Annotated in this window: 16 protein-coding genes; all 16 read right to left on the reverse strand. The window is 60.4% G+C overall.

Going from position 1 to position 16052, the window contains the following annotated elements:
• The coding region (locus tag HU720_RS08110) for a POTRA domain-containing protein (RefSeq protein WP_272969090.1) at nucleotides 1–338 on the reverse strand (338 nt) is incomplete at its 3' end.
• A gap of 268 nt (nucleotides 339–606) precedes the next feature.
• Nucleotides 607–795, reverse strand: a complete 189-nt coding sequence (locus HU720_RS08115; RefSeq protein WP_186519102.1) for a hypothetical protein — start codon at nucleotides 793–795, stop codon at nucleotides 607–609.
• A 101-nt stretch (nucleotides 796–896) separates the two neighbouring features.
• Nucleotides 897–1691 (reverse strand): DNA adenine methylase, encoded by a 795-nt coding sequence (locus HU720_RS08120; protein WP_186518945.1) that lies wholly within the window; start codon nucleotides 1689–1691, stop codon nucleotides 897–899.
• 106 nt (nucleotides 1692–1797) lie between these two features.
• Nucleotides 1798–2304 carry a DUF2514 family protein gene (locus tag HU720_RS08125; protein ID WP_186518947.1) on the reverse strand — a complete coding sequence of 169 codons (507 nt, stop codon included), beginning with the start codon at nucleotides 2302–2304 and terminating at the stop codon, nucleotides 1798–1800.
• Entirely contained in the window at nucleotides 2301–2930 is a 630-nt protein-coding gene (locus HU720_RS08130) for a glycoside hydrolase family 19 protein (protein ID WP_186518949.1), read from the reverse strand. The genes HU720_RS08125 and HU720_RS08130 overlap by 4 nt, the downstream gene beginning before the upstream one ends.
• 59 nt (nucleotides 2931–2989) lie before the next feature.
• A complete protein-coding gene (locus HU720_RS08135) occupies nucleotides 2990–3358 on the reverse strand; it encodes a hypothetical protein (protein WP_186518951.1) in 369 nt (122 codons plus the stop codon).
• Nucleotides 3355–5187 carry a hypothetical protein gene (locus HU720_RS08140; RefSeq protein WP_186518954.1) on the reverse strand — a complete coding sequence of 611 codons (1833 nt, stop codon included), beginning with the start codon at nucleotides 5185–5187 and terminating at the stop codon, nucleotides 3355–3357. The genes HU720_RS08135 and HU720_RS08140 overlap by 4 nt, the downstream gene beginning before the upstream one ends.
• Before the next feature lie 10 nt (nucleotides 5188–5197).
• A complete protein-coding gene (locus HU720_RS08145) occupies nucleotides 5198–6259 on the reverse strand; it encodes a hypothetical protein (protein ID WP_186518956.1) in 1062 nt (353 codons plus the stop codon).
• Nucleotides 6259–9192: a DUF1983 domain-containing protein gene (locus HU720_RS08150; protein ID WP_186518958.1), complete on the reverse strand. Its 2934-nt coding sequence runs from the start codon at nucleotides 9190–9192 to the stop codon at nucleotides 6259–6261. The genes HU720_RS08145 and HU720_RS08150 overlap by 1 nt, the downstream gene beginning before the upstream one ends.
• Complete coding sequence (locus tag HU720_RS08155) at nucleotides 9189–9587, reverse strand: hypothetical protein (RefSeq protein WP_186518960.1); 399 nt, start codon at nucleotides 9585–9587, stop codon at nucleotides 9189–9191. The genes HU720_RS08150 and HU720_RS08155 overlap by 4 nt, the downstream gene beginning before the upstream one ends.
• 3 nt (nucleotides 9588–9590) lie before the next feature.
• The gene (locus tag HU720_RS08160) at nucleotides 9591–10190 is read right to left on the reverse strand and encodes a hypothetical protein (protein ID WP_186518962.1); all 600 of its coding nucleotides are present in this window, start codon (nucleotides 10188–10190) and stop codon (nucleotides 9591–9593) included.
• On the reverse strand, nucleotides 10190–10774 hold the full coding sequence (locus HU720_RS08165) for a hypothetical protein (RefSeq protein ID WP_186518964.1): 585 nt from the start codon (nucleotides 10772–10774) through the stop codon (nucleotides 10190–10192). The genes HU720_RS08160 and HU720_RS08165 overlap by 1 nt, the downstream gene beginning before the upstream one ends.
• A 20-nt stretch (nucleotides 10775–10794) precedes the next feature.
• Nucleotides 10795–14799, reverse strand: coding sequence for a phage tail tape measure protein (locus tag HU720_RS08170; protein WP_186518966.1), 4005 nt, complete (start codon nucleotides 14797–14799; stop codon nucleotides 10795–10797).
• 112 nt (nucleotides 14800–14911) lie between these two features.
• Nucleotides 14912–15166 carry a hypothetical protein gene (locus HU720_RS08175; protein ID WP_186518968.1) on the reverse strand — a complete coding sequence of 85 codons (255 nt, stop codon included), beginning with the start codon at nucleotides 15164–15166 and terminating at the stop codon, nucleotides 14912–14914.
• A gap of 29 nt (nucleotides 15167–15195) precedes the next feature.
• On the reverse strand, nucleotides 15196–15534 hold the full coding sequence (locus HU720_RS08180; RefSeq protein ID WP_186518970.1) for a phage tail assembly chaperone family protein, TAC: 339 nt from the start codon (nucleotides 15532–15534) through the stop codon (nucleotides 15196–15198).
• Nucleotides 15535–15543: 9 nt separating this feature from the next.
• The gene (locus tag HU720_RS08185) at nucleotides 15544–16035 is read right to left on the reverse strand and encodes a phage tail tube protein (RefSeq protein WP_186518972.1); all 492 of its coding nucleotides are present in this window, start codon (nucleotides 16033–16035) and stop codon (nucleotides 15544–15546) included.
• Nucleotides 16036–16052 lie beyond the last annotated feature (17 nt).

Here is a 16052-nt window from a genome sequence, read left to right on the forward strand (position 1 = left end):
AATGCGTTGAGTTGCGAAACACCGAGGCATTGATTGATGTATGGCCTCAACAGTCGGTCGCGCTCAGGCTCCGATAGGTTGTCGGCGCTTTTGATCTCAATTTCCTGAACAGGGAAACACCTGGCGTCAGCGGGAGCCTTGCGGTCTGGAGACTGAGACGGAGAACCCGGCAGTTCCTTGAGGTCTTCCAGGCGTCGGCGTTGGTCTTCAAGCAGACGCTCCTGGCGATCACGAATCAGATCCGTTTCACCGGGCGTTGGCGCACCGACTGCAATACGCAGTGGGGTGAGGCTCAACAGGATACCGAGCAACGACGCTTTGCAGAGAAAGGAGGACATTTACAGTAAAGAGACGAGTAGTGGCCAAATAGTGGCGCGCAATGTACATCGTCGTCATTCTGACGTCAAAAAACAAATACGAGTTAAGGATGGTCGCCGCTCTGGACGAAGGGGAAGCGTCCCGCCCGGATCGGTGCTCGGGCCGCAGCGTTGGTCAAAGCACATCAAGGCATTGAGCCAGATGATCTGGAACCGGTGACCGGTCAAGGCGGCTGCCGACATCTGCTTTAAGCAGGCAGCCAGCTTTCCAGGCCCGCAACAATAAACTTCAATGTTTGATAAGGGGTTGATGCCCAAGTGCATAGAGCTGATAGTCCGTCACCGCTTGGTAGGCCGATTCAGCGATCAGTCGCAGGCGTTCCACCTGGTCCGGCGCCTCGCCGGCGGCCTGGGCCTCGTGGTAACGGCGAAGCGCCGCTATCGCCTCTTGAATCAGGGGTTCGCCCGCCTCGATCATCCCTTCGATTGTCCGCTTCACAGCCCTTTCCTGGTGGTTTTCTCAACGCATTATAGGCAAAGGCAGCCTCACGCCTTCCACGCTTCCCGTACACCGTCAGATCAGAACAACTGACCCAGCTCGGCAGGCTCCCAGTTCATGATCACCAACTCGCCAGTTACCTCCGCTTTTCCAACTCGTTGGTTGGCCGTTGTGTAGCGAATATCCAGGCACTCGAAGTGGAAGCCATCGAACGCTCGCCGGATATCGGGGTGGTCATTGATGCTGACCATCACCCTGCCCTTACAGCGCCGCATGAACTTGGCCATGCGTTCGTACTCCTCGAACGGGAAGTCGACGCCATAGCCGGCAGTCTGCCAGTAGGGAGGATCCATGTAGAAGAACGTGTGCGCACGGTCGTAGCGTTCGGCGCAGTCGAGCCAGGATAGGTTCTCGACGTAGGTGCCCGCGAGCCGTTGCCAGGCGGCTGAAAGGTTCTCCTCGATGCGCAGCAGATTGATGGCAGGTCCGGTGGTTGCGGTGCCAAACGTCTGACCGCTGACCTTTCCGCCGAAGGCATGCTGCTGAAGGTAGAAGAAACGGGCGGCGCGCTGAATGTCCGTCAGCGTCTCGGGGCGGGTCATCTTCTGCCACTCGAAGATCTGGCGGGAGCTGAGTGCCCACTTGAACTGGCGAACAAACTCTTCCAAGTGGTTTTGCACCACCCGATAGAGATTCACCAAGTCGCCATTCAGGTCGTTCAACACCTCTACCTGCGCGGGCTGGGGCCGCATGAAATAGAGGGCGGCTCCGCCCGCGAAAACCTCTACATAGCATTCATGCGATGGGAACAGTGGAATCAAGCGGTCTGCCAGGCGGCGCTTGCCGCCCATCCAAGGAATAATAGGGGATGTCATCTGAGCTCTCGTTGCTTGGGGTCCGGGTCCTGTTGGCTATCGAGTCGCTCAAGGGTGGGCCATGTAATTTAATGGGTGTGGTTAACTACCAGGCTCGCTTGTGGGCTTACTGGCTCGTTTGACGCATCAGGTCGTATTCGCTGGAGCACTGTAGCCCGGCTATTCGGGCGCGGTCATACGCTGCCGCCAGCTCTCCCGCTCGAGCATCAGCCCGTGCGAGCAGGTCGGAGAGCACCATGGCGGCGCGGGTGGCTGCCTGGCTTCTGGCGATAGCGCCGGAATCCGTGCCGGAGCAACTGACGGTGGCGGCGAGTTTTCCGGCTTCGTCACGCAGCCGCTGGCCAGCAGCATCAGCGCCAACAGCGGCAGTATCAGCAATCGTGCGTTGTTCATGTGCATCTGCCCTCACCTCCTCCTGCGCCCTCGCGCGCCTCTTTTCTTCTTCTCGTGTGGCAGCCTCTTCAACTGCCCAAGCCTGTTTGTCAGCCGCATCTCGTACCGCCCAGCGCGTCTGCCACTCGGCATCCTTGACCGCACAGCCGTGGCTGTAGGCGCCCCAATAGGACGCCACGACGAGCAACAGCACGATCGCGCGCAGCCCCCAGCCGCTCACGCCAGCACCCGCAGTGCCAAGTCATACAACGCTTTGCGTTCAGCGGTGCCATGTGGCACGCGGCCGGGCCGCCCGGTGTTGATCACACTGCCGATATCCTGGATGTGGCCGGCATCGGCCAGTTCGTTCAGGCCGTGCTCCGCCCACCACCAGGCGGCGGACTGGGCAGCGTGCTCGGCCTGCTCGAGCAGCTCGGGTTGATCCTCCAGCGGCAAGCCCAGGGTCAGGCCGGCGGCGCGGTAGTTGTCGCGGCCGGTGAGCTGGATCAGCCCACGGCCCCGGAACCGCCAGCCGTCGCCCGAGGATTCGGGGCCATTGCCCATGCGGCCGCCGTACACGCGGTTCGCGATCTTTTCCGGCTGGCGGGCGTATGCGCCGGCGGTCTGCGAAGTGAACCGGCTTGGCCAGGTGCGCACCAGCGCATCGGCGCTGTAGTTCAGGTTCTCCCCCAGATTGCGCAGCTGGCCTGATTCGTGGCCGACCTGGGCCAGGAACGCGGCCATGCGCACCCGGCTATCGATCTTCCAGCGCAGGGCTGCGCGGTTGAGCGCGGGCAAAAAAATACCCGCAACGGGGCGGGCTTTCGGGAGGATCTGCAGCAACTGCTGCTCAGTAATGGGCGTCATGCGTTTCTCCAGGCAAAAAAATACCGGCTCATGGCCGGCTGGGAGTTCGTTGGTGCTGATCAAGCGGGCCGCGCGGGGCGCAGCTCAATCTGCGGATAGCCGGCGGCGCCGTCCTTCCAAGCGCGCAAAGCAATTCGATAATCGCGCCACTGCCGGGCGGTACCAGGCAGCGCAGCGGGGTCTTCGTCTTCGAGCATGATCAACTGCTCAGCGGCCACTGGCATTTCCTCCTCCACCCAAGCCACCTCACGTTCTGCGCCGATGCGAGCCAGGGTTTCGTCGGAGATCACCCACTCGCCGGCCTGGGTGGCTGTATACAGCAGTGTGTCTTCATCATCTGGCCGCTGGCCGGACATTTCGACCCATCCATCTGGACACGTGCCACCAACCTGCTGGAAATTTCCACCAATCTCGGCGTAAACACTCATGCTCTTGCTCTCCATACTTTCACCCGGCACGGAGCTGAAGTGAGGGTGGTGTTTGTCTGCCCAAACGGATCTCCTATCAAGTTCGAGTTGTAACCCAAACGTGCATTGCCCGTTTGCACAACGATAGTGTTCAAGTCGAGTTGAGAACCCCTTGTGCCGTAGCCGCTCGGTGAAGAGTAGAACCAGCCGGCATCGCCCCATTTCCCGCCGATCTGGATTTCCGCCAAGACGATTACTTCATGCCCTGGAAACGGATTCGCCATTTCGTAGCGTGAGTTCACTGCGACGTTTGCCGGCGTAGCTTCGGTACCGCCATTGGGATATAGGTAAGCGAAACCGAATGAGCTCTCCAGCGCAGTCAATCCAGCGGAGAGGTTCGCATAGCTGGTGGCCAGCGCAGCGGCGTCAGCGGCGCCTGGATTGCTCACTTCACCAAAAAGAACTACACCCCAGACGCCCGCCACATGAGTGGGAAATGTGCTGTTACCGGTTCGCGGGGCACCATTCAAGCCGTTGTCCGACGGCGTGGCCTTCGTGCGCAATCGGGTTGCACCGTTCCCTGCGGCGGCGATTGTCACCATCGGGCCGTTACCCGCAGGCCCTGTGCCAAGCGTTGCATGACCCAGCGTTCCATCGGTACCGGTGCCGCCAGCCAGATCGAATAGGTGGCCCTGGAACTGGTCCTGTCTGATCTTGCCCGGCGCGATCCAGCCCTGCGCCAACCTGCCATCGTCACCCCGGAAGAACACGGGGCCGGCTGAATCGCCGCGAACCCCGTTAAGGTCGGGAATGTAAAGGGTGTCAGTTGCAGCATCGTAAGCCCATGCACCTCGAGCGTACTTATCTGCGAGCCAAGCGGCGGCTGGAACAACCGGCACACTCGGCGTCGAACTCTGAAGGTTCGAAACGGCAATCGGATACTGCGCGGCGGCATTACTGATTGCCTGTCCATCGGCGTATATCACGCCGTTCGGCTGGCTCATACGCCCCGGAAGACTGACCAATTCACCAAAGAATCGCCCCGCTCCCCCTGGCCCCCACTCCCCGTTTGCCAGCAGCACACGGTTAGGCTCGCCAGGGCCTGGTGCCGGCGCCAACCCTTTTTCTCCCGCCGTCGTCTGCGTGGCCCCTTTCATGGTCGGTACACCGGTCTTATAGCCGGTACCGCCCTGCTCCAGCGACAGAGGGGTAGTAAGCCCAGACAGCGAGGTAATATCGCTGTTAGCCCCACTGTTCGCCTTGTGCGACACGTTGTGCTCCGATTGGGCGGCTGCCTCAGCAGATACGCGTGCAGCCTCTGCTGACTCCTCAGCGCGGTCGGCCAAAGCTCCAGTGGAGTCGCGATAGCTCAGCGCTTCTGCAGCGGCCTGCTCCGCTGCTTCCTCGTGCTGACTCGCCTTGATGCGAGAGGCCTGAGCGCCCTCTGCTGCGCTCTCAGCCGCAGCGCGGTCGTCACTGGCCTTGTCAGCCGAATCGCTTGCCGCAGCAGCTGACGCTTCTGCCGCCTCGGCCGACTTACTGGCAGCCTCCACGTCCTGAGTGATCTCACCCAAACCGTCCGTCACCGCTCGCAAGCGGTCGGCCGATTCTTTTACATAGCCCTGCACCGGGGTGATGGCGTAGGTGCCGCTGGCCACGTTCTCGCCCAGGTAGGCTGGAAGGATGCTCAGCACCGTGGAACTGGCGATGTTGGCCACCTCATACCAGCGCCCGTCAGGCCCAAGAAAGGCATCACCCACGCGGGCGTTAAGTGCGAAGTTGGTCCCGGTACCGGCGACCGTCGTCTGGCCGGCAGCAATCGCCACCGTGCCCTGTCTGTACCACGGCATGTGTTGTTCCTCAGAGTGGTTTCATTGGACGCGAAGCGAACAGCGTCCGGCCATTCGGGCTCAGGGGGTTCGCTCCTGAATTGTTCTCGCAGTAAATCTGCAGCACGGACCGATTGCCTGGCAGGAAGCCGCCGAAATTTGGCCTGATCGGGTTGGTGGTGCCGATCACGTCGGTACACGAGAACAGCGCATTGGCAAGCACGTAATCGTCATAACTGCCGGTCCAGGCCATCCGATTGCTGGATGCGTAATAACTCACCCCCTCAATGGGAGTGCCCGCACGATAGAAACCCGACGCAGACGGCTGACCGTTGAGCAAGGCCAAGTTCGCAGTGGTTACGAACGTCCGATTTCCCTCGGCATCACGCACCGAAGCACCGTATTCCCCAGCGGGAGAGTTCGGCGTCATGTAGCTCGCGCAGAACCAGCGGATCTGCATATAGTCGTTTGCTGCACCACCATGGTGCTTGCTGTTTGCAAACTGTTTGAGGCGGAAGCCCGTCCAGTTCCCAGGGCCGCCCGTTACATAGAATCTGCCGACCATCATGTAATTGACCGCATTCAGGAAAATCAGCGGCCTCTCGTATGTCTTGATCGGACTGGAGAAGGCCACAGTAGCCCAATCCCGGACGATTACCTCCATACCTGGACGCCAGTAAAGGCCGATCTGAAACGCACCGCTGTGACGGATCGTCAACACTCGGTTGACCGAGTCGATCTGCGTGCGGACATCGTTGTTCCGGGTCCGGATGCCGTAGGTTCCAGGCGCCTCAAATGGCTCTCCGCCCTGAGACAAGATCATCACCTGCCACGGCTCGGTTTGCGGCTGCCGCAGGTGCAGCCGGCCCGGCGAATACCAGGCCTGCGGTGAAGACGTGTACTCATTGCGATTGGTCAAGGCATCGACCACCACAAAAGATTCGGCCTTGATCTCCGGAATCGAGATGTACTGATCGAATGCCCCATTGCCTCTCACCGTCATCATTTTTATGGACCGGATCGGCGTGACTGTGGTGTCGAGCGTAATCCGGCTCAGTTCATCTCGTGTGCGCAATCCATAAAGGGCCGCCATCAGGTGAGCCTCCCGATAGCGGCGCGCTCAACGTCGTTCACGTCATAAACGTAGACGCCGCCATTGTTGAGCAACGTAGAGCCGTCGCCATCATGGCCGCGCACTGCAAAGGTGCCATTGACCATGTCGATCTCGATCAAGGGCCTGCCTTGTGGGTCAACGGCCTGGGACTTGAGCGACATGCTCAAGACCAGTTCCTGGATAAACGCCTTGTTGATGAGAGCGGTGTTAATGAACATCTGTCCGCCCTCAACCACGACCGGAGTGGTCATTACTCCCGACACCTCGTCCACAATTGCCCAGCGCTGAGCAAAGTTAAGGATTTGGCTGGTTTCCCCGTCGCTCCCGAGCAGCAGGCCGGCCTGGACCGTCTGCCCGCCCACTGTGGTCTCGGCCTTGATAGTCACCTGTGCCCCGACTTTGCCATCGAGCCGGACAACTGCCTCGCTAACTATTCCCACGGCGGCGCTGGTGTCCCCGATCGAGACATTTAGCTCCTCAGCCCTGCGAGCGAGCGCCTCCGTTTCGCTTGCCCTGACCCGTTCCTCAACCTTGATCCGGGCCTTCGTCTCCCAGCCGGCCAGCGCGTCGGCAAGGTCGCCGTCAGCGCTATCCGGGCGCCAGGCCGCTTGGAGGAGGCTAAGCTGATCAGCCGATGCAGTAACGCGACCGTCAACCTCTTCGGTTCGGGCGGTAATGAGCTGCACCTGCTGGGCCAGGCCGTTGGCAGTCTCCAGTGTCTGACCAACGTCCGCCCAAAGGCTGTTGTTGGGCGGCGTGTTCCCCCCCTCAGGATCGGCGGCCACCTCATGCAAGGCCTGATAGATCCGACCATCAACGACTACCAGTTGACCCTGCTCATATACCTGATCAGGGTCATACGCCTTCAGCCCGTCCAATGCAGCAATCTGGTCTTGGAGGTCGTCGATCTCCTTCCCAAGCTCAGGGCCGAGCTGGCTGCGCTCGATCTTGTCCTTGAGCGCCTCCAGCATGGTTGTCACGTTGGTGGATGTGGAGGCAGGCACTCGCAGGAAACTGCTTACCCCATAGGCGTTGCGCGAGCGTATGAAGTAGTAATAGTTAGTGAAAAATGCCAAGCCGGTGTGTGTCAGGCTTAAGCCCTGCCCGAGGTATTCAGCCTGTTCGACAGTCGCCTGAGGATCCAGGCTGTAGAAATACTCGTAGGTCCCACCATTGAGGCCGTGCTGCACATTACGCGGCAACAGGGTGATGCTCTCGACGGTCGACTGCACCGTGCACGTCTCGGGCGCCGCTGGCCCGTCGATGTTCACCGTGATGCTCGCCTCCCCGGAACGGGTGAGAGGACCGAGGGCAGCTACGGCAATGGTGTAGCGACCGGACGGAAGTCCGCCGATAGGTAACTGGAGCGTGGTGTCGGGAACTTGCTGCGCCTGAACCGCAGTGCCGCTCTGGCGCACCGTGACTGCGTATCCGGTGACGACCCCGAATGGTGGAACCCAGCTCAGCAGCCCCTGGACAACCTCAGCAGATTCGTCCCGAGCCCACACCAAATCTGTAGGTGACCCGAGCCCTCCCGATGGTAGATCGATGATACCGATAGGGTCGTACGGCTCACCCACCGCGTCGTCGAAAAGATCCTCGCTGTACTGGGTGACAGTCACCGTACATCCGTCGTCGGCAGCCATCCCCCAGTCAGTTACGATGAACTCGCCGACGATATTCAACGAAGGCAGGTTGACCCATACCACACGCCCGGGACGACAGTTGTAACCCATAAAGTTCATCGGGAACTGCAGGGAGCCGCCGGCCCGTGTGCGGCGTAACTTGATGTTGGCCAGACGCTGAGCCTGGTAGGCATTGGTGACGTAGCTCAGCGTCATGGAATCGGAGGACTCGCCTCCATCCTCGTCCACCCACTGCTGAATGCGCACCTCTGGGAAGTCAGTCTCGGCCCATGTCTGAGAGGGGTCGACAAAGGTGCCGGTCACGACGTTGATCGCGGCGTCATTGTTCACCTCGGTAGATCCAGACACCGTGCCGATAATCATGTCTTCGGTGATTTCAAAGTCATGCGGCCCATAGTAGGCGCCCGCTTGCAGCATCCATTTCCCGCCCACGCGGATCAGTTGCCCAGCGCAAGACTCCTCCAGCTTCTGCAGCACCTGGGTCCGCTGTTCGTCGGCGCCAATCACGCAGCCGGTTTGATAACGCACACCGGCAGTATCATCGGCGTTGGTGACCGCCTCGTCACACACGTTTGCCGCGCTAGCGAATGACTGAAACAAAATCTCGTCATCCGGCACCTTGCACCGCACGCGCAGGTACCACAGCAGGTGCAGGGCTGTGTTACCGCTGTAGCCGGTCAAGCCGCTGCGCGGGTCGTACATGTCCTTTCGGCCACGCACCACGAATCGGACATCTGGGATGCCCGACGGGAATTTCTCGGCACTGTGCTTTAGCGAAAGACGCACAAAGGACAGGCCGCGACCGATCTGCACGTCCCTCCAATCCCGGCAGTTGGCTTTGAGGAAGGCGTTCACCTTGGTCGGATCGACCACCAGCTCATAACTGGCATAGCCGCCGTAGGTCTTGATGTCCTCCTCGCCCAGGTAGATCGCCTCCAGCGCATCAACAGCGCCTTCGCTGAGCACATACACCAGATGCACCCACTCACCATCGGTCTGGCTTCCGGACTGCTCCTGCGCCCACACCAAGACGCCGCCAGTGCTGACCCGACCGAGGATGAACCGCACTGGTGCTTTTGATGACCGAACAGTTTGTGCCGACGGGCCGCTGCTGGACGCAACATCGCTTTTCAACGCCGCAGTTTGCTGCGACCCGATAAACAGCCCAACCGCCCCGCCGAGAATGGCAAAGCCGACACCGCCAGTGACAAATCCGAGCGCGGCACCGGCGGCCACCAATGCAATTTTCTTGACCGCCTTGCTCATTCGATCCTCCAGACAACCAGCGGCGCGCAATCGATACGCCCCACGCCCTCCTCCGACGCAGACCAGAAGTCACCGGCCCAGTACACGGCGACACCTCGGCCATTCGGGCCGTCATAGAGCGCCACGTCGCCACGCTGGGTAAAGGCCGGCTCAACCCGAGAAAAACACGCGTCCCACGCGCCTTCGAGTGACCCGTGGTTCCTCTTGAGCAGGCGCTTGGCCCCCGTCTCTGTGGTGTAGCGCCCCCGGTATGACGCCGCCGGGTCTACGCCGCAAATCGCCATTGAGCAATCAGCAGCGAACAGGCAGCAATCAAACTCGCCCCATGAAAAAGGCCGCTCAGTGGCGGCCTTGATCGTGTGAGCGAGCTGCGTGGTCCAGTTTCGATTTCTCATGGTCTACTCGTAGCTGAAGGAGGGGGCGTCCTTGCTCGCGCCCCAGTAGATCGGCCAATCCGCCATCTGGGCGACCGCGTAGAAGAATCGGTCATCCTGGTGCCGAGCGCGGTGATTCTCATCGGTCCAGCGCTCGGTCGCCGTGCGGCTCCACTCCGCCATCCGGTCGACGATAGGCACCTTGATGTGGTTGCCATTATCGCCGTTGCCGCTGTATGAGAACTGCGCCGCATCCATTCGACCGCTGAACAAGATGTCGGCGGCAGATTCGCCCGACTGGCTGAACACCACGAACATGAGCTTGGCGTTCCGCCCCCGACAGCCCTTGAGACTGGTTTCAGTGATGATGGTGGTGTCCAGCCCGCTGAGGGTAAGTTCGACACTCATCGGCGAGCTGGAGCTGCTGCTCTCCTGCGCCTGGCTGATTTCGCCGAAACTACCGACACCAAGGTAGGTGATTCCGTCGATTACCAAATCACCGGTGCCGGTATGCGCGAACACCATGCCGCCAGGGAAGTCCAGCTCGCATGCATAAACCGCCATGAAGTTGCCCTGAGTGATGATGTCGACTACTCGCTGACTAAATGGGAATGCCCCTGCCATTAGAACGCCTCCCGGAATTCAAGCGAGCCGTTCGACACCACCGGCCGGATAGTCACCGTGTGCGAATCGCTGGTACGCCGCATCTCCGCATACGGCGCTCGATACTCAATCGCGGCGCCGGCTCGAATGGTCTTTCGGATGGGCTTGTTGACGAGCACCTGCACCTGGCCCTCTGCGTCCGCAACAGCGTCATCAATGACCTCGAACATGACACCCTCGATGCTAATGTAATCGCCCATTGAGAACACTTTCGCGTCCGGCGTAACCCCTCCCAGTCTCATGGCAGAAGCCTGGGCGAGCGCACTAACCACGACCGGCGCCCCGATGGAGTCAGTGCGCGTGCGAGTGAACGCCGGAAGGTGGAAAGTACCAAACATGCCCTGTAAGCGCCCGATGAAGGACGTGAGAACACGCTCCTCGGCCCGCGACAGTGCGCCGAAGGTCACCTGGCACTGCCAATATGCCCCCGGATAGCCGACGATTTGCTGGGCGTTAGACAGCGTCGAGGTAAATGCCCGGTTGTTGTAAACGACGCCCCAGGTCATTTCAGTCGGGCACAACCCCTCCGGCCAAGCGATTGCCATGTGTCACTCCTGGTAGTCGATTAAGCCTTGCGCAGTTGCTGACGCGCAGGACCATTGGTGCGGAAGTCCCGAAGGACCATTTGATAGCCCATCTGAGCCCCCTGTTTGGCGGCCTCCTGGATGCGAGACAAGGTCGCCTCATCGGCAGACCCTTGCACGCTGATGTGCTGCTGTATGGGCGGCATGGAGTTCCATTGCCCCTTATCACCGCCCTGGGACTGGATGCTTTCGAGGGTCTTGTCGAGCTTCGCACTGGTACCGGCTGTGGTTACCCGTTCACCTTTTTGCAACAACCAGGTACCTTCTCGCGGAATGCTGTCGATACCATCATGCGCCATGCCCACCAGTGCCAGGCTCGAGGCCAAGCCTGTGGTAGTGGTCAGGGCGGCAGAGGCCGGCGCAGCGTTGGCACCAAACGACGCCAGAGACGCGAGCGCCGCAGCGGGGGCGTAGGCCGTGGCCATTGCTGTACCAGTCGCGACTGCAAGCGCCGAGGAAGCGGCGGCGGCTGTATTACCGATTGCCGCGTTAACAGCCATTTGCAGGCCGATTCTTACCAGCATGCGCAGTAGATCCTCGGCAATGCCTGCGGCGAATTCTTCGAAGTTGAATTTGCCGGTCTTCACGAAGTTGACCAGCTCGTCCTCCAGGCTACTCAAGGCATTGCTGGTCACGTCGTACATCTGCGAAGACAAGTCGCGAGCATGATCCGAATAGTCCTGCCAGGCATCCTTGGCACCATCGAGCCAGTTGCTCTGCATTTCATCTTTCTTGTCGTAGTAATCCTGCTGTATCGCCAGGCGCTCAGCCAAAGCCTCGTCCAACATCTGTGTTTCTTTTTTATAGTTGGCTTCAGCGTCTGGGTCGTTCGCGAGCACAGCCTCCTTGTATTCCTTGTACATCTCGCGACGTTGCTTGTTGAAATCCTGCTCAATGGATAGCTTCTCCCGAAGCTGCGCTCGGTATTTTTCACCCCTGCCGGCGCCGGCAAGTTCCTGCTCAAACCCATCCTGCGTGGTGCGGTTATCCTCGGCGAGGTTGAATTTCAGCGCAGCGAGCTTCTTGGCATCTTGGTCGGCCTTCAACAGCGCCTTTTTTGCATCGAGTTCGGCAGCGAGCCCCTCTAGCACTTTGCGCTGCTTGGCATTCACGCCTTCAAGCTTCCCGCTCGCCAGCTCGAAGGCCAGCTTCTCGACCTCGGTGGCATTCTTGCGCTTGTCGGTCGAGGTGTTGATCAGCTCGATCTGACGCTTGTACCCCTCCTCCATGGTCTCGAAGCGCTTTTTGAGCGCATTGGCGGCTTTGTCACCCGCGGTCTTGTTCCTGTCGGTGGTTGCCTCAATCTGCGCGAGACGCTCAGCCGCGAGCTGCTGGGGACTTTTGCGCGGCGGAACGCCAACAGACGGCGTTGGGGAGCCCGGTGCCACCATTGATCTTCCGGTAATGCTCTGCTGCTCAGGTGACGCCAGGAGCATGTTCCGCCCTGTGAGAAAGCTGGATTTGGCTGAGAAACCAGCAGCGGCGTTGAACACCTTGTTCGCCGCCTCCAGCACACGCTGCATTTCCGAAATCTTCTTGTTCGCTGACTCTTCTGCCGCCTTGTTCGCAGCGTCCTGCAGCTTTTTCTCGGCAGCAGCTGCATCAGCAAGCGCTTGCTGCCGGGCGTAAATGGCCTCCAGCTCTTTGCGCAGCGACTGCTGTTTCGCCTTATCACCAGCTTTTACAGCGTCTTTGTACTTGTCCATCACATCGATCTGCGACGCGACAAGCCTGGCCTCCTCACGCTGCTTATCGTTGAGCCCCATCTTGCTGGCTTCGAACTCTGCCTGAGCTTTCTTGTTCGCCCCGAACAGGTCACGGGTCTCGCGTAGCTTGCCGATGTACTCTTCCCATTTGGCCACCTGCCCCTTGGTCTGTTCCTGACTGGCATTCAGGGCAGCTCGCATCTGCTCAGAGCTTTGTGAAACCTTTTTCGTCTCGCCATCCAGCCCACGGAGCACAGCCTTGAGCTCGTCGGCCTTCTGCACGTTGTTGTCATAGTCCCTCGTCAGCCCCGCAATTTCCTTGCGGAACTCGGGATACAGGCTCGCCTGCGACTCGATCCAGGTCGTTACGCTATCGAGAGTCCTTTGCCCGCGCTCGACTTCTTCGATCATCGTGCGGAACTGTTTGGTCTGAGGCCCCAGGTCAATGCCGCGTTCAATCTTGAACGCGTAGTTATCCAGTGCGGAGCTGGCGGTGCTCAGTGCCTGTTGCTGCTCATCGATCCATTCCAGGCGCTTCACGCGCTGCTGGGCGCCGCTGAGCTTCTCGTACTTCTCCCGGACTTCATCAACTGTCGCCCCGTGAGCGCTCAGCGCCTGTGTCGCCTCGTCGGCACTGGTGCGCATCGAAAAGAAGCTGGCCGCAACGAGACCAGTTGCGACGATGAGGCCGACTGGGCCGGTGAGCAGCGCGAGCAGACCCCGGCCTGCCGCGGCGGTGAGCAGGATGGCCTTGCTGGCGTTAGATGCAGCAGCAGTTGCAGCATCGGAAGTGCGAACCGCAGCATTCACGGCGAGCGTTGTTTCCCCATACGCCGCAACCGCTGCGGTTCTGACGGCGTAAGCCGCCTGCATCTCAGCGGATGTTGCAGCTGTCGTTGCAGCAAGCTGCGCTTCGGCGGCCTGGATCTGCCTGATGATGGCCACTTCGTCCAGTCGGGCCGCAGCCATTCGCGCGATGGCCAGTGCCCGCCCCTGCTCGTTGATTTGCGCCTTGAGCCGCTGTCCTTCAAGGTTCCTTTCGGCGGCCAACGTGGCCTGAACCGACTTGAGATTGTTGATCTCCGACGTCTGCCGCATGCGATCAGCCGCGATCTTCTGTTCTGCCGTGACGACTTCAAGCCTGGCTCGCTCCATCAGCGCCAGTGCATCGGCCTGTCGAGATTTCGCTGTTTCCAGCGCCTGCCGAGAGGCCGCGGAATCAGCATTGACCGCGCCCCATTGGGCCGCTGTGGTCGCGACCAATGCAGCCGCCTGCTGGATCGAGGCTTTCGTTGCCAGCGCAAAGCTGCTGGCAGCCTGGGCGCCGGATAGCGCCAGTCGAGCCCCGAACACATAAGCCAGAGTTTCTGCCGCGCTCGAAAAACTCTGGATCGTCTTCGCGGTCGTTGTCGCATTGGATGTGAAGCCGTCAAGTGCCTTGGATGCGCTCACGATGCTCGAGGAGATCGTTGCGCTGACACCAGACGCCTGATCCAGCCTACCCACGACCTGAGTGAACGAGTTTTCCAGCGCCGTGAGGCTGTTGCCGATCGTGACGGCAGTTTTGCCGAAAAGCTCATCGACAGCCTGCTGCTGCGCCTGAAGTGCTTTTACCACTGCGTCGGCGGTAAGTAGGCCAGCGGCGCCGAGGGTGCGCAGCTCGCCGACAGTCTTGCCCATGCCTGCCGCAATAGCCTGCGCCAGGGCCGGCGCCTGCTCCATGACCGAGTTCAGTTCCTCGCCACGCAGCGTGCCAGAGGCAAATGCCTGACCCAGCTGGATCAAAGCGGCGTTTGCCGATGCCGCGTTAGCGCCAGAAATGGCCATCGTCTTACTGATGGTGCCCACGATGCCGGCGACGCCCTCACCAGAGAGCTTCAGTTCCTTTTGGTTGGTCGCAATGCGCTGATAAAGCTCCGCCGTAGCGGTCAGCGGCTGATACGAGCTCTGCGCGATCGAGAACACCGCTTTCTGGGCAGCAGCAAGCTGAGCAGAACCCTCGGTCACCAGCAACATGCGGCTGGTGAGCGTGGTGTAGGCCTCCGATGCCGCATAAACGGCCTGGAGGCTAAAGGCGGACGCCAATGACGCTGAAACCGTAGCCGCAACCCCGGAAAGGGACGTAAAACTGCCTTGCATCGCGGAGACCCGCGCCGCAGCAGAGTCTGCCGCACTGCCGGTTCGGGACAGGGACCGCGAAGCCTGGTCCATGCCCTGTTGAAACCCACCAATCCTGGCAATTAGGTCCAGAGTCAGGGTGCCAAGCGAGCGGCTCGCCATTGCTTTTCTCCATGTCGCAAAAGACCCGCCGAAGCGGGCCTTATGGTTTGTCTAGCAGTGCTAAGCCACTGGAAAATGGACGGTATCGCTGCTGACCAGGACAGCCTGCAGATCACGCCCACTCGGCCATCGCCTGCTCAAGCGCAGTCCCCGGCTGAACTCGATGTGGCATGAAATCTTGAACATCGGCCTTGCCGCCCGCGCCTCGATTGACCTGCTGCGCAACGATTGCTGCGGCCAGCTCCCCTCGATACGCCAAGTTGAGCGATCCATGCTTGTCGCGGTAAGCCACCCAAGCCAGCACCTCCACGTAGGAAAGTGCTGCTTTGGCCTCAGCAATTGATTTGCCGCCGATCCCGTTCAGCACCAGTTCATGCCACAGCTCGTCGGCCGAGGTTAGCTCTTTGCTTCGGGGTTATTCACTTCATTGACGGCTTTGAGCAACAGCAGGCCAAGCGCTTGGTCGAGGTTGACAGCGTCTTCATAGGGCAGCGGCTCGTCACCATCCTTACCCAGCATGATCGAATCAGCCAGGTAACGAGCGTTCCTGGACGCCTTCGACTCGTCGGCGGCATACATCTGCTCCATTGCGCCAAAGGAGTGTCGGCGGACGTGCACGGTGAACTCGTCGGTAACTTCCTTGCCCGCCACGTCGAGATGCTTCCACTCGATCTTTTTGGCCACCAGCGCATCAACGATGACGCCCCCTTTCTTTTTCAGTTGCGCGAGATTCATGGAGCCCCCTTAGGCGGTTTTCTTGATCCAGGCAGAACCGCCTGAGCGTTGGATGGATACCGCAGTGCTGACCACGGCGTTGGCGGCGAAGTCGAACGGGAAGTCAGCGACATAGCCCTCGAACACGAACCAGGTGCGGCTGTCCGGCAGTTCGAAGTCATCGCCTTCGGCGTTCAGCGTCGGCGCTGCGGTGCCATCGGACCAGCCCACAGCCCACTTAACCGTGGTATCGCCGTCGGCCTCTGACATCTGGTGCAAGCGAATGTGGCTCGCGTTGTTCGGGTCGGCGTTAATGGTCAGGGACGCCTGGCCCGGCGTGCGCAGCCCTGGTTTGTAGGTGCGTTCCTTGGAACTGAGGCAGGTGTCCTCGATCTGCTCCTTCGGAGAACCGCCAGGGTTGAACGCAGTAGCACATTCCACTTCCATCACGGAGCTTGGGCCTGTGCCAGTGGGAGGCGGAACCAGGGAATAGACCTGGGTGCCTTGGGTCAAAATCGACATGGTTGTCTCCTGTCGGA

Source organism: Pseudomonas sp. SWRI51 (genome assembly GCF_014268825.1).
Classification (GTDB): domain Bacteria; phylum Pseudomonadota; class Gammaproteobacteria; order Pseudomonadales; family Pseudomonadaceae; genus Aquipseudomonas; species Aquipseudomonas farsensis.

Excerpts from the sequence above, each read along its gene's own strand:
- HU720_RS08115 (WP_186519102.1), bottom strand. The coding sequence starts at position 795 with ATGATCGAGGCGGGCGAACCCCTGATTCAAGAGGCGATAGCGGCGCTT.
- HU720_RS08120 (WP_186518945.1), bottom strand. The coding sequence starts at position 1,691 with ATGACATCCCCTATTATTCCTTGGATGGGCGGCAAGCGCCGCCTGGCA.
- HU720_RS08130 (WP_186518949.1), bottom strand. The coding sequence starts at position 2,930 with ATGACGCCCATTACTGAGCAGCAGTTGCTGCAGATCCTCCCGAAAGCC.
- HU720_RS08135 (WP_186518951.1), bottom strand. The coding sequence starts at position 3,358 with ATGAGTGTTTACGCCGAGATTGGTGGAAATTTCCAGCAGGTTGGTGGC.
- HU720_RS08140 (WP_186518954.1), bottom strand. The coding sequence starts at position 5,187 with ATGCCGTGGTACAGACAGGGCACGGTGGCGATTGCTGCCGGCCAGACG.
- HU720_RS08145 (WP_186518956.1), bottom strand. The coding sequence starts at position 6,259 with ATGGCGGCCCTTTATGGATTGCGCACACGAGATGAACTGAGCCGGATT.
- HU720_RS08150 (WP_186518958.1), bottom strand. The coding sequence starts at position 9,192 with ATGAGCAAGGCGGTCAAGAAAATTGCATTGGTGGCCGCCGGTGCCGCG.
- HU720_RS08155 (WP_186518960.1), bottom strand. The coding sequence starts at position 9,587 with ATGAGAAATCGAAACTGGACCACGCAGCTCGCTCACACGATCAAGGCC.
- HU720_RS08160 (WP_186518962.1), bottom strand. The coding sequence starts at position 10,190 with ATGGCAGGGGCATTCCCATTTAGTCAGCGAGTAGTCGACATCATCACT.
- HU720_RS08165 (WP_186518964.1), bottom strand. The coding sequence starts at position 10,774 with ATGGCAATCGCTTGGCCGGAGGGGTTGTGCCCGACTGAAATGACCTGG.
- HU720_RS08170 (WP_186518966.1), bottom strand. The coding sequence starts at position 14,799 with ATGGCGAGCCGCTCGCTTGGCACCCTGACTCTGGACCTAATTGCCAGG.
- HU720_RS08180 (WP_186518970.1), bottom strand. The coding sequence starts at position 15,534 with ATGAATCTCGCGCAACTGAAAAAGAAAGGGGGCGTCATCGTTGATGCG.
- HU720_RS08185 (WP_186518972.1), bottom strand. The coding sequence starts at position 16,035 with ATGTCGATTTTGACCCAAGGCACCCAGGTCTATTCCCTGGTTCCGCCT.